The 15,169-nt window shown below is 47.4% G+C and carries 19 protein-coding genes; 9 read left to right on the top strand and 10 right to left on the bottom strand.

The window, feature by feature from the left end; genetic code table 11:
* Together MMG82_RS14670 and MMG82_RS14665 are read left to right on the top strand one after the other, a co-directional pair.
* Positions 1–183 (top strand): hypothetical protein (locus MMG82_RS14670; protein WP_241407021.1); only part of this gene is annotated, 183 nt, incomplete at its 5' end.
* Positions 184–238: 55 nt separating this feature from the next.
* Complete coding sequence (locus tag MMG82_RS14665) at positions 239–787, top strand: gamma carbonic anhydrase family protein (protein ID WP_047535950.1); 549 nt, start codon at positions 239–241, stop codon at positions 785–787.
* A 55-nt stretch (positions 788–842) separates the two neighbouring features.
* Here MMG82_RS14665 and MMG82_RS14660 read toward each other — a convergent pair whose 3' ends face one another.
* Together MMG82_RS14660 and aroE are read right to left on the bottom strand one after the other, a co-directional pair.
* Entirely contained in the window at positions 843–1,118 is a 276-nt protein-coding gene (locus MMG82_RS14660) for a DUF1488 domain-containing protein (protein ID WP_037413524.1), read from the bottom strand.
* A 20-nt stretch (positions 1,119–1,138) separates the two neighbouring features.
* A complete protein-coding gene (gene aroE, locus MMG82_RS14655; RefSeq protein WP_047535947.1) occupies positions 1,139–2,017 on the bottom strand; it encodes a shikimate dehydrogenase in 879 nt (292 codons plus the stop codon).
* A gap of 171 nt (positions 2,018–2,188) precedes the next feature.
* Between aroE and MMG82_RS14650 the strand changes: the two genes are divergently transcribed.
* Positions 2,189–2,626 carry a group II truncated hemoglobin gene (locus MMG82_RS14650; protein ID WP_037413521.1) on the top strand — a complete coding sequence of 146 codons (438 nt, stop codon included), beginning with the start codon at positions 2,189–2,191 and terminating at the stop codon, positions 2,624–2,626.
* A 35-nt stretch (positions 2,627–2,661) separates the two neighbouring features.
* On the opposite strand, the gene hemF is transcribed toward MMG82_RS14650, so the two are convergent.
* From hemF to MMG82_RS14620, 6 genes are all read right to left on the bottom strand, one after another.
* On the bottom strand, positions 2,662–3,570 hold the full coding sequence (gene hemF / locus MMG82_RS14645) for an oxygen-dependent coproporphyrinogen oxidase (RefSeq protein ID WP_047535944.1): 909 nt from the start codon (positions 3,568–3,570) through the stop codon (positions 2,662–2,664).
* Between the two features lie 28 nt (positions 3,571–3,598).
* Positions 3,599–4,165, bottom strand: coding sequence for an L-threonylcarbamoyladenylate synthase (locus tag MMG82_RS14640; RefSeq protein ID WP_037413519.1), 567 nt, complete (start codon positions 4,163–4,165; stop codon positions 3,599–3,601).
* A 131-nt stretch (positions 4,166–4,296) separates the two neighbouring features.
* Positions 4,297–4,860, bottom strand: coding sequence for a topoisomerase DNA-binding C4 zinc finger domain-containing protein (locus MMG82_RS14635; RefSeq protein WP_037429392.1), 564 nt, complete (start codon positions 4,858–4,860; stop codon positions 4,297–4,299).
* Between the two features lie 123 nt (positions 4,861–4,983).
* The gene (locus MMG82_RS14630) at positions 4,984–5,460 is read right to left on the bottom strand and encodes a DUF494 family protein (protein ID WP_011070451.1); all 477 of its coding nucleotides are present in this window, start codon (positions 5,458–5,460) and stop codon (positions 4,984–4,986) included.
* Positions 5,461–5,462: 2 nt separating this feature from the next.
* Positions 5,463–6,479: a DNA-processing protein DprA gene (dprA, locus tag MMG82_RS14625; protein WP_037413518.1), complete on the bottom strand. Its 1,017-nt coding sequence runs from the start codon at positions 6,477–6,479 to the stop codon at positions 5,463–5,465.
* Between the two features lie 83 nt (positions 6,480–6,562).
* Positions 6,563–7,705, bottom strand: coding sequence for a LysM domain-containing protein (locus tag MMG82_RS14620; RefSeq protein WP_047535939.1), 1,143 nt, complete (start codon positions 7,703–7,705; stop codon positions 6,563–6,565).
* Positions 7,706–7,830: 125 nt separating this feature from the next.
* Between MMG82_RS14620 and def the strand changes: the two genes are divergently transcribed.
* Genes def through MMG82_RS14595 form a run of 5 tightly spaced genes read left to right on the top strand, consistent with a single transcriptional unit; the run spans position 7,831 to position 13,477 of the window.
* Positions 7,831–8,337: a peptide deformylase gene (gene def, locus MMG82_RS14615; protein WP_047535936.1), complete on the top strand. Its 507-nt coding sequence runs from the start codon at positions 7,831–7,833 to the stop codon at positions 8,335–8,337.
* A 15-nt stretch (positions 8,338–8,352) separates the two neighbouring features.
* On the top strand, positions 8,353–9,309 hold the full coding sequence (gene fmt, locus MMG82_RS14610) for a methionyl-tRNA formyltransferase (RefSeq protein ID WP_047535933.1): 957 nt from the start codon (positions 8,353–8,355) through the stop codon (positions 9,307–9,309).
* 2 nt (positions 9,310–9,311) lie between these two features.
* The gene (rsmB, locus tag MMG82_RS14605; protein WP_047540301.1) at positions 9,312–10,598 is read left to right on the top strand and encodes a 16S rRNA (cytosine(967)-C(5))-methyltransferase RsmB; all 1,287 of its coding nucleotides are present in this window, start codon (positions 9,312–9,314) and stop codon (positions 10,596–10,598) included.
* Between the two features lie 15 nt (positions 10,599–10,613).
* Positions 10,614–12,023, top strand: a complete 1,410-nt coding sequence (gene trkA, locus MMG82_RS14600) for a Trk system potassium transporter TrkA (protein ID WP_037429374.1) — start codon at positions 10,614–10,616, stop codon at positions 12,021–12,023.
* Between the two features lie 11 nt (positions 12,024–12,034).
* A complete protein-coding gene (locus MMG82_RS14595; RefSeq protein ID WP_037413506.1) occupies positions 12,035–13,477 on the top strand; it encodes a TrkH family potassium uptake protein in 1,443 nt (480 codons plus the stop codon).
* Positions 13,478–13,523: 46 nt separating this feature from the next.
* Here the strand turns inward: MMG82_RS14595 and hemG (MMG82_RS14590) are convergent, their stop codons facing one another.
* Entirely contained in the window at positions 13,524–14,078 is a 555-nt protein-coding gene (gene hemG / locus MMG82_RS14590) for a menaquinone-dependent protoporphyrinogen IX dehydrogenase (RefSeq protein WP_037413503.1), read from the bottom strand.
* A gap of 198 nt (positions 14,079–14,276) precedes the next feature.
* On the opposite strand from hemG (MMG82_RS14590), the gene MMG82_RS14585 reads away from it, so the two are divergent.
* Entirely contained in the window at positions 14,277–14,585 is a 309-nt protein-coding gene (locus MMG82_RS14585) for a metalloregulator ArsR/SmtB family transcription factor (protein WP_011715321.1), read from the top strand.
* Between the two features lie 59 nt (positions 14,586–14,644).
* Here MMG82_RS14585 and hemG (MMG82_RS14580) read toward each other — a convergent pair whose 3' ends face one another.
* Positions 14,645–15,169 carry a menaquinone-dependent protoporphyrinogen IX dehydrogenase gene (hemG, locus tag MMG82_RS14580; protein ID WP_037413499.1) on the bottom strand — a complete coding sequence of 175 codons (525 nt, stop codon included), beginning with the start codon at positions 15,167–15,169 and terminating at the stop codon, positions 14,645–14,647.

Below are 15,169 nucleotides of genomic sequence, written 5' to 3'. Positions count from 1 at the left end.
TGCAAACTTCTTGAGGCTTTCGAATCAACTGCACAATTTGCATTCGATTCGCACTGTAACCGCGCTCGCTTTCGCTGTCTGCCGTGTCAGTGGATGCGCATTATAGGCAGCGAAACTTTTTGTGCAACCCCTAATTTTAAGATAATTGGCATTTTTGCACTGTTCGTTGGATATTTGACCTGACCTGTCAGTTTTTAACCTTTATAATGCTAAAAACCACTCAATTAGGGACTTTTTTATGTCTGGGCCACTCAGAACTTACCAAGGAATTCATCCACAACTCGGCGATAATGTGTATGTGGACCAAGCTTCAGTACTCGTTGGTGACATTGCTTTAGATACCGACGCGAGTATTTGGCCTATGGTGGCTGCTCGTGGGGATGTCAATCATATTCGAATTGGTAAACGCTCCAATGTACAGGATGGCAGTATATTGCATGTGACTCGTAAGTCAGACTCTCGCCCTGAAGGTCACCCTCTGATTATTGGTGATGATGTGACGATTGGACATAAGGCGATGCTGCATGGCTGCAAGGTGGGCAATCGTGTTTTAGTAGGAATGGGGGCCATTATCCTCGACGGTGCCATATTAGAAGATGATGTGATTTTAGGTGCGGGGTCGTTAGTACCACCAGGTAAAGTGCTGCAGAGCGGCTACTTATATGTCGGCAGCCCTGCGAAACAGGCGCGACCGTTAACCGAAGCGGAATTGAAGTTTTTACCCGAATCCGCAGATAACTATGTGCGCTTGAAAAACGAATACTTGGCAGAACCTAAGCCAGAGTAATGTATCTATTAAATCGAGATGGCAGAATTTAAGCTGCCATCTTGTTTATTTTGGCTTAGCCTAAGTGCACTGCGCCAAATTCATCAAACTCTTCTGCTTCAATTAAGGCTTCTGCCATTTCCTCGGCATCGAATCTAACTGCATCAAATAGCGCTAACATGGCGGCCGCTTCATCGATATTAGGCTGGGGCGAAAAGTCATTTAACTGCGCCAACTTCTGTGCGCTGATATAACACTTAATATTCATTCCCTGCTGCTGGGCAATAAAGCAAATGTGCTTTTGGGTTTCATCCCAATGTTGCAGATCGGGGAATAAAATACTCTGATTCATTTTATCTTCCTCTTGAGCCTCTATTGCGCGTCGGCCTGTAGTTTGTCCCTGAGCAATTTAAGCACTCCTGAGGTATCTGGCTCGACGCCACGCCAGAGCGCAAAACTCTTTGCCGCTTGACCCACAAGCATACCCAGTCCATCAATCACTTGCGCAGCGCCCTGTTGCACAGCCCATTGATTAAATGCCGTTGGTTTTGCGCCATACATCATATCGTAGCAAGCCGTTTTGTTGCCGATGATGGACTGTGGTAGTGGCGGTAGCTCTCCCGCTAGACTCGCCGAGGTCGAGTTAATCACTAAATCGAACTCCCCCGACAACTCTGGCATCGGCATCGACTGGAGTGTATCGCGGTAACGCCCTTGTTGTACTTGGCTAAAAATCTCTACTAAGGCCTGCGCCTTACTTTGAGTGCGGTTAGCGATGACTAGTTGACCTACTTCAGCCTTAAGTAATGGCAAAATACAGCCGCGCGCTGCACCGCCGGCCCCCACCAAGAGCACCCGTTTATGCTGCAAACTACCAAGGTGACTGATAAGGTCAGCCACCAATCCTAAACCGTCGGTGTTATCACCATAAATTGTGCCATCGGCCAACAAACTTAAGGTATTGACCGCCCCCGCCAGTGTCGCTTCGGCACTTAAGCGGTCGCAGAGAGCAAAGGCTTGCTCTTTAAAAGGCACTGTCACATTCGCGCCCTTTCCTCCCGCCTGAAAAAATGCTCGTAAACTCGCCTCAAAACCATCAATGGGCGCCAGAATCGCTTCATAACTCAGGGACTGCTGCGTAAGGGCCGCAAACTGTCCATGGATAAAGGGTGATTTACTGTGACCTATCGGATTGCCAAACACGGCATATCGATCAAGTACTGGCGTAGTTACTGAGGGCATATCTGTCATCTGCGGGATTCTATTGGCTGTGAATGGCATGCAGTCTAGCGCGCTTTTAGGCGGTAGCACAGCCTAGTGGCGAGCCTAAGTTGTTGTACCTAACTTTAGCCTTCGGTTTCACAGTGACATTCAGGCTATAATGCGCGCATCGAAATTGTAGACAGCAATGCAGTTAGACCTATGAACTGGCTTAAAAAGATTTTTAGTAAACACACAAGCGTGTCGGATGACAGGGATCCGAATCAGTCTAATGCCTATGATTTAATTGGTGGCGACAAAGTGATCCGCGCGATTGCCAATAGTTTCTATCAGAAAATGGCAAGCTCAGCAGAAACACAAGCCTTATTCGCGATTCACCGTGCGCCGATTGCAGAGTCGGAACAAAAGCTCTATGAATTCTTAAGTGGCTGGCTCGGAGGCCCGCAGTTGTATCAGCAAAAGTATGGTCATCCCGCATTACGCGCTCGGCATATGCCCTTCGCAGTAGATGAGACAATGCGGGACCAATGGCTATTTTGCATGAAGTTTGCCATTGAAAAACATATAAAAAAGCCAGAGCATCGCGCCGCTATCTATGAGGCGATTTCAACTCTGGCTGATCATATGCGTAATCAATAAAGTGCAATGACGCTACTCATACTGATACCCGTTGCTTATACCCAATCCCGTGGCTTGAGGTAGTTATCGTAAAGATCTGCCTCTGGAGTGCCCGCCTCTGGCGTATAAGCATATTGCCAACGTACCAATGGCGGCATTGACATCAAAATAGACTCTGTGCGACCACCGGTTTGCAGGCCGAACAAGGTGCCTCTGTCGTATACCAGATTGAACTCAACATAACGGCCGCGACGATATAACTGGAACTCACGCTCACGCTCACCATAGGGAGTCTCTTTACGACGCTCAACAATCGGCGCATAAGCAGTTAGGAAGCCGTTGCCCACCGCCTGCATAAAATCGAAACTCTTATCGAAGCCTGCTTGGTTCAAGTCATCAAAGAACAGACCGCCCACGCCGCGGGTTTCATTACGATGTGGCAGGAAGAAATACTCATCACACCACTTCTTATACTTTGGATAAACATCATCACCAAAAGGCTGGCACAGATTTTTAGCACTTTGATGCCACTCACGCACATCTTCCTCAAAAGGATAGTAAGGCGTTAAATCGAAACCACCACCAAACCACCAGACAGGATCCGCGCCGTCTTTATGGGCAATAAAGAAACGCACATTAGCATGGGTGGTTGGAATGTAAGGATTTTTTGGATGAATCACTAAGGAGACACCCATGGCCTCAAAGCTGCGACCCGCCAGTTCAGGGCGATGAGCCGTTGCCGATGCGGGCATCGCAGCCCCTGTCACATGGGAAAAGTTAACTCCGGCTTGCTCAAATACCGCACCTTGGGTTAAGACCCGACTGGTGCCGCCACCGCCTTCAGCGCGCGTCCATGAATCGGCTGCAAAGCTCGCTTGCCCATCCAACTGCTCAAGACCCGCACAAATTCGATGTTGTAGATCGAGTAAAAATGCTTTTACCACTGTCGCATCTGGCACACTCATAGCTTTTATCCTTATTTTTATTAATTAGTTACTGTCCGTTGCGCAAAATCTTGCCACTTCGAGCATCAACAATGGTGGACGGCTGACGCTGTTGGCCTAATTGGCCTAGCACTAAGGCATCTATTTTGCCTTCAAAAGCGTTGAGAATGTCATCATCACTAAGTGCGGGATCTTCGCCGGCTAAGTTGGCACTGGTTGAGACGAGTGGTTTACCCAAGGCTTGGCACAAAGCCCGCACACCTTCATGGGCGGAGACGCGCACAGCGATAGAATCAAATTCACCGGATAAATAACGCGAGACATGCGGTTTAATCGGCATCACAAAGGTAAAAGGCCCTGGCCATTTAGAAAAGGCAAACTCAAGCTGCTCGGCGCTCAACTGTGATTCATCAACATAGTCTAATAACTGGGAAAACTCGCTCGCCACTAAGATAAGGCCCTTCTGCCAAGGACGTTGTTTTACGGCGAGTAATTTTTGAATGGCAGTATCATTATCTGGGTCACAGCCTAAACCATAGACGGCTTCAGTGGGATAAGCGATAACGCCACCGTTTAACACTACGTCTTTAATGTCAGAGGGGTGCAGCTGTAACATCTTAGGATTACCTTATGGATTTAATCGTTTTTCCAAACAAATTTTGGCATCTTGGCTACCCCATCCATGGTTGGACAGGGATTATACCTAAGGCGGTTTAAGCGGCCAAACTTTTAGAGAGATCGATCACACTAAAGCGCTCGTTTGTATTTACAGCTTTTTTGCGGGCATTCTAAACGCATTCCCGCCGCACCTTTACGCTCGACTAAAATCCCAAAGCCACAACTCGGGCAGCTTTCGCAAACGGGTGGATAATTGACGATAAACTTACATTTGGGATACGCGCTACAGGCATAAAAACTCTTACCAAAACGGCTGGTTCGATGCTCAAGTTTACCCGTTTTACATTCAGGACAGGCCACCTCAGGTTTATCGCTCTCCTGATCAGGTCTTTCAATATGAGTACAATTGGGATATTGGGTACAGCCGATAAAAATGCCAAAACGCCCCGATTTAACAGCCAACTCATGGCCGCATGCGGGACATTTAGAACCTTCAATCACTTGGGTTTCAATCGATTCGTGCTGCACTAAAGGACGAGTATATTCACAGGTTGGGTAATTATTACAGCCGATAAAACTCCCATGCTTACTGTGTTTTACCGACAACTCGCTGCCACATTCGGGGCATAACTCGTATTCTTTTTCCAGTGCATGCTCATGGGCACTAAATAGTTGTTCATCGATCTTAGACATAATCATTTACCACTAGTCATTGCGGCTAATCCGCAGATAACTCACCGCACAGGTCTCAACAAACATATGGCATCAAAAAAGGAGGGCTAGCCTCCTTTCTCATTATTTATCACGTCGCAACACTTAAGAATGTAGCCGGCCTTCTTCAGGCTGCTCAAAAATTAAATCTTCCATTTGCTCATAGGCAGACTCATGGCCGGGCGCATTAAACAGCACCATCAGAATAACCCACTTAAGATCTTCGAGGATCAAGGCAGGCTCATCAAGCTCCATGACTCTGTCGATCACCATCTCACGGGTTTCGACATTAAGCACTTTAACTTGCTCTAAAAATAGCAGGAATCCACGGCACTCCACATCCAGCTTTTCCATTTCGTCTTTGGTGTAAATCCGAAACGAATGCTGATCATGATTACACAGGTAAGGCTTATCCCCTTCCTGTAACTCTGCCAGACGCTCCAACCAAGTTAAGGCTTTTAAAATCTCCGACTGATGAAAACCAGCGCGAGTGAGTTCCTTGGTTAACTCGTCTTCATCAACTAATAGTTCGACTTCACTGTGAACATAGTTTTCAAATAGATACATGAGGATATCAAACATGGCTAGCTCCTCTTTACTCTGACGTAACCACCGGGTACTGCAACAACCCAACCTTGCAACTCAAGTTCAAGCATTTGTTCTAACACCAGATCTATCGTTTTCCCACTATGTTCAACTACAGCATCAATTGTTGTAGTTTCATAACCTACACTAGCTAACAGCGATGAAAATGGCAAATCACAAATATCACCTTGCTGTATATGGTGGCTGGAGTAGAGTTCTTCAAGATGAAAGGCTGTCAAACTTGCCAGCTCTTCCACTATATCGGCCGCGCTTTCCACAAGTTTTGCCCCATCACGTAATAAATCGTGACAGCCTTGGTGAAATCCTCCTAGGATGGAGCCAGGCACGGCAAACACCTCACGCCCTTGCTCCATAGCCAACCTTGCGGTGATGAGTGAACCACTTTTGCGACAGGCTTCAACCACCAGCGTCCCTAAAGAAAGACCGCTAATGATGCGATTTCGTTTCGGGAAATTGCCCGCAAAAGGCCCAACATCTGGCCAAAACTCGCTTATTATACAGCCTTGGCGCTGAATATCCTCATAAAGCTGCTTATGTCGGCGCGGATAAGTAATATCAATCCCAGTTCCCAGCACGGCAAGCGTTCTTCCACCATGATCAACACAAGCTTTATGCGCCGCACCATCAATCCCCATCGCCATGCCGCTACAGATACTAAATCCAAGCGCCGACATCTCTCGAGCCAATTGATAAGCCACCTGTAACCCACCAGGAGATGCATTACGGCTGCCCACAACAGCAAGAGATGGAATCGCTAGCGCCTCGACGCAGCCCTTAACAAACAAAACGCAGGGTGGATCAGTTAATTGTTTTAGCAACGGAGGATAAAGCGGATCGGAAAAACAGACTAAATGATGATGTGCCGCCTGTTGTTGCCACTCTAAAGCAGCATCGACTTTTTGATAGTCAATAACCAAGCTGTGGAGCTGATTGTCAGACAAAGGGAGCGAGTGTTTCTCATGCTCGAGCCTTTGCCTGAGGTCGTCCACATCCATGTGCGTTAATAATTGTTGTGTCCGAGCGGGTCCGAGCCCAGATACCGCACTAACAATTAACCAATCAACCAAGTTTTCAGAGATTATTGACCTCTAAAGGCTAAGGAATCTGGGGCGATTAATTTATCATCGACCCGCACAGAACGCTCCGTCGATACAATCAATCCTAAACTTGCTTTATCAAACACTTTGAATACTAATAACTTACCATTGTAAACATCAGGCATTTTGAGTGCCCTGTCAGATGAAAGTGACGCAACCACATTGTCATAGGCTGTCCGCTCCATCGTGGGCACAGGTTGGCCATCGTTATTAATCACGATTTCTTCGCCATCGCGATAAATGGAGAATACCTCGCCAGGCTCAATACCGTCCTGTGTACCTTTATCAAGATAGACAACATTGAGTTTACCGGCTTCGCGCATTTTCGACTCGATTGCCAATATGGTCGCTGGCGTCTTAAGTTCTGCGGGTTTTGGCGTAAAGTAAGCTGACATTAACGCTTCATCCTCCATCGGCAACACCCTAAAGCCCGCTTTGGTTTCACGGAAATTGCTCAGAATTTTTACCTTAGACACTTTGCCAGACTCAATGACTTGGCCTGTGGATGCCAGAATCGCTTCCTGTCCTAGCGCCTCGCCCGTTTCTTTATTAAAGAATTCTCGGCCACGCTCATAGACTCCTAACTTTTGATGCAAAGGTAATTCGCTATTGATATAAATCACATCACCAACAATATGATGGCGCGACGGGCTTTCACCGCCGAGTACCATAGGTTGCATGCCTAGCCAGCTAGCATCAACCACACGGTTTTGAACGAGATAGTTTTGGATTAATGCCAAATCAACCGCAGGAACCGCATTGCTCTTGGCAATTACGCGCCCCTCTGGAGTTTTGCGAATATGGGGTTTTGCTTCACTGGCTCCAATACTCGCACTCGCGCCATTAAGCACTAATCTGGGTTGACCATCGATAAAGACTAAGGTGAGTTGATCACCGGGATAAATTAAATGAGGATTGGCTATTTGAGGGTTAACATCCCATAAACGTGGCCACTTCCACGGATCATTTAGAAAGGTTGCAGAAATATCCCACAGGGTATCGCCCTTCTTTACCACATATGACTCTGGATACCCTGCTTTCAACGTGAGAGTGTCAGCGTAAACCAATGTGCAATGAAAGGTCATTAACGCAAGTAAAATTAGCCGTTTCATGGTGCGGTCCATGTTGTTTAGCTCTTAAATCGAGCTTTTACTGTTATTGATAGGCACTAAAGATTAAAATTAACCCATTAGCCTCAGTCAGTATAACCAACTGATTGAGATTTGACAGACTTGTTAAGAGTTTAAGTATGGCACTATTAAAAGTTTTACGCTTTCCCGATGAAAGATTGCGAACTCAAGCACAACCTATCACAGAGTTTACTGCTGAGTTGCAAACTCAAATCGATAATATGTTCGAAACCATGTACCAAGAAAAAGGGATTGGTTTAGCCGCGACCCAGGTTGATTATCATAAACAACTGATCGTCATGGATTTACAAGACGAGGTTGAACGTCCTAAAGTCTTTATCAATCCCGAGATTATTGCCAGTAGCGGTGATTTCTGTAACGAAGAAGGTTGTCTGTCTGTCCCTGGTATCTATGCCAAGGTTGACCGCGCCGAATTTGTTACCGTTAAAGCACTGGATAGACACGGTAATGAATTCACCGTTGAAGCCGATGACCTATTTGCGATTTGCATTCAGCATGAAATGGATCACCTGAAAGGTAAGTTATTTGTCGACTACCTGTCGCCATTGAAGCGCCAACGGATCAAACAGAAACTTGAAAAAGCGGCCAAACAAGACGCCAAATAAGCATTAGGATCAGATTTGAAACCACTCAATATCATCTTCGCCGGAACACCGGATTTTGCCGCTCGCCATTTACAGGCGCTGATTAACTCACACCACAATGTGATTGCTGTTTACACACAGCCGGATAGACCCGCAGGGCGCGGTAAAAAACTCACCGCCAGCCCAGTGAAAGAGCTAGCGCTCGCCCACAATATTCCAGTTTATCAACCCGGTTCGCTACGCAAAGAACCCGCGCAGCAAGAACTGGCCGCCCTTAATGCCGATATTATGGTGGTGGTTGCCTACGGTTTGATCCTGCCTAAAGTCGTGCTTGATACGCCACGTTTAGGCTGTATCAATGTTCACGGTTCAATTCTGCCTCGTTGGCGCGGTGCGGCGCCGATTCAACGCGCATTGTGGGCAGGTGATAAAGAAACCGGCGTGACGATTATGCAGATGGATATCGGCCTAGATACGGGTGATATGCTGCTAAAAACCTACTTGCCAATTGAAGATGACGATACTTCGGCAAGTCTTTACGAGAAGTTAGCCCAGCAAGGACCCGATGCGCTACTGCAAGCTCTCGAGGCTTTAGCCAACGGCACTTTAGCCGCTGAAAAACAAGATGAAGCCTTAGCTAACTACGCCGAAAAACTCAGTAAAGAAGAAGCGAGGTTAGATTGGACTAAATCCGCGACCCAATTATGGCAAGAAGTCCGCGCCTTCAATCCATGGCCTGTGAGCTACTTTGAGCACCAAGGCAATACTATCAAGGTGTGGCAGACCCAAGTCAGCACCACCAGCAGCAATGCCGCACCCGGCACTATTATCAGCGCCAGTAAAAAAGGCATTGAAGTCGCCACCGGCGATGGTGTGTTAACCCTGCTCAGCATGCAATTACCCGGTAAGAAACCCCTCAGCGTTGCAGATATTCTCAATGCCCGCGGCGAGTGGTTTACCCCAAATACTCGTCTCAATAACGAGGCGCAATAATGATGAACTTGCGAGCACTAACGGCCAAAGCCATCTTCGACGTATTAGAAAAAGGCGTGTCACTTTCAGTTGCCCTGCCAGAACAGCAAAGGCATCTTGCTAGTGGTAAAGATAAAGCCCTGCTCGCCGAGCTCTGCTACGGCGTAATGCGTACTTTGCCACAGATAGAAAAACGCGTTGCCGAATGTTTGGCCAATCCCCTCAAAGGTAAGCAAAGGATCATCCACCAGCTATTGATTGTTGGCTGTTACCAGCTTTACTTCACCCGCATACCAAGCCATGCGGCCATATCCGAAACCGCAGAGGCCTGCCGTCAGTTAAAGTTTGAGGGAATGGTAAAGGTCGTCAATGGCGTGCTGCGTAATATTCAGCGCCAATTAACACCGCTTAGCACAGAGTCGGAGACCTTAAGCTACAACACGCCGGGCTGGTTAATTAAGCGCTTAAAAGCCGCTTATCCTCACAACTGGCAAGAGATAATCCAGCAAAGTCATGAGCGTCCACCCATGTGGCTACGTAACAATCGCCTCTCCCAAAGCCGCGATGAATATCTTGCCGCCCTGAGTGAGCTAGAGATAGAAGCCAGTGCGGGCCTGAGTGATGATGCAATCCTGCTTGCCCATCCCAAGGATGTGGCGACATTACCACGCTTCCACGAAGGTGCAGCATCAGTGCAAGATGGCGCCGCCCAATGGGCCGCGACCCTGCTGGCTCCCCAAGCGAACGAACTGGTCCTTGACGCCTGTGCCGCACCAGGTGGTAAAAGCTGCCATTTACTCGAACTTGAACCTAGCATCAAGCTGGTTGCCGTCGATTTCGATGCCAAACGTCTCGAGCGCGTGCAACAGAACCTTGACCGTTTATCATTAAAAGCGGAAGTTATTCATGGCGATGCGGCCAATATCGACTCATGCTGGCAGGGTGAACAATTTGATCGTATCTTACTCGACGCACCTTGCTCAGCGACGGGCGTTATCCGCCGCCATCCCGATATCAAATGGTTACGCAAAAACCATGACATCGAAGAACTGGCCGAGCTGCAAAGACAAATTCTCGATCACTGCTGGAAGTGGCTCAAGCCCGGTGGCACACTCCTGTATGCAACTTGCTCTATTTTGCCGCAGGAAAATCGAGACCAAATTAGTGCATTTTTAGCCAGAACCGCAGATGCTAAGCTAGACACACTTGCCCAGCAGGCTTCAAGCCAAGATATTGGTTGGCAAATCACGCCGGGACAACACAACATGGATGGGTTTTATTACGCCCGTTTATTGAAAGCGACCCATTAGGAAGTAAGCAAGGCCATGAAAATTATCATATTAGGTGCGGGTCAAGTTGGGGGAACCTTGGCCGAAAATTTGGTGGGTGAAAACAACGATATCACCATCGTCGATAGCGACAAATCCAGATTACGCGCCCTGCAGGATAAATATGACCTTCGCGTCGTGGCGGGCCATGGTGCCCACCCCGATGTACTGAAAGAGGCTGGCGCCGAAGATGCCGACATGCTGATTGCTGTGACGAACAGCGATGAATGCAACATGGTCGCCTGCCAAATGGCCTACAGCCTATTTGGTACACCGACTAAAATCGCCCGTATTCGCTCCGAACCTTATCTAGCGATGCGCGATAAATTATTTATCGACAGTGAGACCAAAAATAGCGATGGGCGTCCTCGCGGCGGTTTTGTAATCGATGAACTTATCGCACCCGAACAGTTAGTGACCGCTTACATTCAACGTTTGGTTGAGTATCCCGGTGCGCTGCAAGTGCTCGAATTTGCCGAAGGGCGCTTAAGTTTAGTTGCGGTTCGCGCCTATTACGGCGGCCCTTTAGTCGGTAATGCCTTGGCCGCACTTCGCGAGCATATGCCAAATATTGATACCCGGGTGGCGGCGATTTTCCGCCAAGGTCGCCCTATCATGCCCCGCGGTACGACTATTATCGAAGCCGATGACGAAGTATTTTTCGTGGCCGACAGTCGCCATATCCGCGCGGTGATGAGTGAGATGCAAAAGCTGGATAACTCCTACCGCAATATCATGATTGCCGGCGGTGGTAACATAGGCTTAGGCCTGGCTAAACGCCTCGAACGCACCCATTCAGTCAAATTGATTGAACACAAGTTCGAACGCGCAGAGTCTCTATCCGAACAACTTGAAAACACCACAGTATTTTGTGGTGACGCCTCAGATCAAGAGCTGCTACTCGAAGAACATATCGACCAAACCGATGTGTTTATTGCCGTCACCAACGATGATGAAGCCAATATCATGTCCGCCCTGCTAGCCAAGCGCATGGGGGCGAAAAAGGTGATGGTGCTGATCCAGCGCGAAGCCTATGTGGATATTGTGCAAGAAGCTAATATCGATATCGCGATTTCACCCCAGCAGGCAACGATTTCAGCCTTACTGACCCATATCCGCCAAGGCGATATCTGTAACGTGTATTCCTTACGTCGAGGCGCCGCCGAAGCCATCGAAGCCATTGCCCACGGTGACTCCAGCACCTCTAAAGTTGTTGGCAAGGCCATTGGCGATATCAAGCTGCCGCCGGGAACCACTATTGGCGCAATTGTGCGGAATGAGGAAGTGTTGATGGCTCATGATAAAACAGTGATTGAGCAAGGGGATCACGTGATTTTGTTTTTGGTAAACAAAAAATTTATCGGCGAAGTCGAGAAGCTGTTCCAACCTAGCGCCTTCTTCTTTTAAGTCATCATCCTATGCTGAACTTTAGACCGTTATTGTTTATTTTAGGGCTGTTTTTATCGATGTTAACAGCCTTTATGTTAGCGCCCTTACTTCTTGCCGCATTCAACGGCGAGGAGACCGTAGGCTCTTTCATGTTATCGGCTTTAGTCACAGGGATTTGCGCCAGCCTGTGTTTGCATAACGGCCAAAGTAAGGCCATTAACCTCAATATTCGAGATATGTTTCTGCTCACCAGCCTAACTTGGCTGATCGTGAGTCTGTTTGCGGCTATGCCTTTTACGCTTTACCACGGTATAGGTTATACGGATGCCTTCTTCGAGACCATGTCCGGTATTACCACCACAGGTTCAACCGTGCTCTCAGGGTTAGATACGATGGATCACAGTATCTTAATCTGGCGCTCGTTATTGCAATGGCTCGGTGGTATTGGCTTTATCGTGATGGCGGTTGCGATTCTGCCCTTCTTAAACGTTGGTGGTATGCGGCTGTTCCGCACTGAGTCATCGGATTGGAGTGACAAGGCAGTTCCTCGTACCCAAAGCATGGCTAAGCATTTATTCTTTATCTATATTTTACTGACTATTATCTGCTGTATTGCCTACCATGTTGCAGGCATGACGTGGTTTCAAGCCATCAACCATGCGATGACCACACTGTCGACGGGAGGCTATTCAACCTCAGATAATTCGATGGCGGCGTTTTCCAATTCTGCCCATTGGGTTGGCGTTGTGTTTATGGCGGCGGGAGGTTTACCCCTGCTGATGTTTGTGCAGATGATCCAACAGCGCGATTTAAGCGTTTGGAATGATGCCCAAGTCAAAGGCTTCTTATTTTTTCTGACCTTTGTTTCTTGCTTTATTGGTGTTTGGTTATGGCAAACCCGCGATATCGCCTTGATTGATGCATTACGCTTATCCAGCTTTAACGTCGTATCTGTTGTGACCACAACGGGCTATGGGTTAACCGACTATGGTACGTGGGGCGCATTTGCTAATATCGCTTTTCTGTTCTTAATGTTTGTCGGTAGCTGTTCTGGCTCGACCTCTGGCGGGATCAAAATCTTCCGCTTTCAAATTGCTGGCGCCATTATGCGCGAGCAGTTAAAGCAGCAATGTCATCCCAATGGGATATTTAGGGAGCGCTATAATAACCGCCTGATTAGTGAGGATATTGTGCGCTCGCTGATCACCTTTGTACTGCTATTTATGTTTGTGATTGTTGGGCTTTCGGTGATTTTGGTGTTGACAGGGCTCGACCCCATGACCAGTTTTACTGGCGCAATTACCGCAGTCACCAACGTTGGCCCAGGACTTGGGCCGATTATTGGCCCAGCGGGTAACTTCTCGACACTGCCCGATCTGGCTAAGTGGGCGCTTGCATTAGGTATGTTGCTAGGACGCTTAGAGATTTTAACTGTGGCCGTACTATTCCATCCCAGTTTTTGGAAATACTAGTCGTATCAGTCATCAACTAAAAATGCGCTCACAGAGCGCATTTTTATTAGGCGGGCTCAGCAACCTTAGCCAAAGTCAGCAAATGGTCGGCATAGACCTTCACATCTTCCCAGTCGGTATAATCGATCACCGCCTTAGGATCCGTTGGCCCTTTGGTGATTTTCATAATCAATTGGATCATTAATCTGTCGTACCAAGGCCACGAAGGGTAATCCACCTTACCAGCAATAATCTTCAAATCGGCGGGAGTCCAAGGTGATAAGGTTATGAATTTTTGCAGGTATTTATTGTTCTCTGGAATACGTTTTTCAGGATTACGCGCCACCACATTGACGCAGAAAAAACTGTTTGGCAACGCACTCAACGCTTGCGAATGTTGTTCAACAAACTGGAATACGCTCTTGTCATAGGTACCATAGAGTACGCAAGCCCCCAAAGCCACCAGTTGATAATCGGGCCAGTTAATCCTTGTTGCAGCCGCACTATTGATGTCGACTAAGTCAACCTCAGCACCACGCAGAGTCAATTGCTGCGCGATTGCATTCGCAATCTTGGCCGTGTGGCCACCACGGGTAAAATAAAGCACCAAAATGCGTGTCATGGGGTATTCCCGTTCCGTTAAAGTGTGGCACCATTGTGGCAATCATCTGTTAAATAAACCCCTGATAGGATCACAAATCAGCGTTGTCTCATATTCTGAAATGCAAAAATTGAGATCTGAATTGCCGAGCAGTATGATTGCGTATAGAAACATGTTCAATTAGAATTATCTAATCAAAAGCGATCAAGTGAGTACCTTATGCAAAATGATATAGATGTAAATGCAATGGTAACTAATGCGGAAAGTGCGGCTAAATGGCTTAAAGCTATAGCGAATCCTTATCGCTTAATGATTCTGTGCCTTTTACTGGATAAAGAGCTGAGCGTGACGGAACTGAATGCGACAGTTCCTTTAAGCCAATCGGCACTATCACAGCATTTAGCAGTATTGCGAGCTGAAGACTTAGTCGATACCCGTAAGAGCTCCCAGATTGTGTATTACAAGCTTAAGAATGAACAAGTCACCCAAGTGATTTCCATTCTACATAGTCGTTACTGCGCGGTATAAATCGTTAAACGACGCCATGCAGTCATAAAGCCCTAGCTGAGACTAGGGCTTTATCATTTTTACAGCTTGCTAAAGTGCGTTCCGAAGGCTTCGACTTTACCCCAATCGGTAAACTCGAAGGTGCCCTTCAGGTCAGTCGGCCCCTTAGTCATCCACATGATAAAGCGGATCATGGTCCGGTCGAATAAACTATATTTAGGATAATCAATCTTGCCTGCAAACACCGCCAATTGCTGTGGTTGCCACAGCGATAATTTAAGGAACTTTTGCATGTAAGGATTGGTTTCTGGCGTGTTCTTTAATGGCTTACGCGCCACCACATTTACAGTGAAAAAACCGTTAATTTTTGCACTTAACACCGCGTGGTTGCGATTTACAAACTGATATAGCTCAGGTCTATGTTTACCATAACGAATACTCGCACCAATCAGCACTTTATCGAAATCGACAAGACTTAAGGCCTCGGCCTGTTCTAAGGTGACTAACGACACCTGCTCACCCGCTTGTTCGGCAAGCGTTTTGATTTTTCGGCAAATTTCCAGTGTTTGGCCATCGATTGTCGAATAGATTATTAATGTCTGCAT

Origin of the sequence: Shewanella sp. MM_2022_3, assembly GCF_022557375.1 — a bacterium.
In the GTDB taxonomy this organism is placed as follows: Bacteria; Pseudomonadota; Gammaproteobacteria; order Enterobacterales; family Shewanellaceae; genus Shewanella; species Shewanella xiamenensis.
The sequence above is the reverse complement of the archived record's forward strand: the minus strand, read 5'-3'. Positions and strand labels throughout refer to the sequence as shown.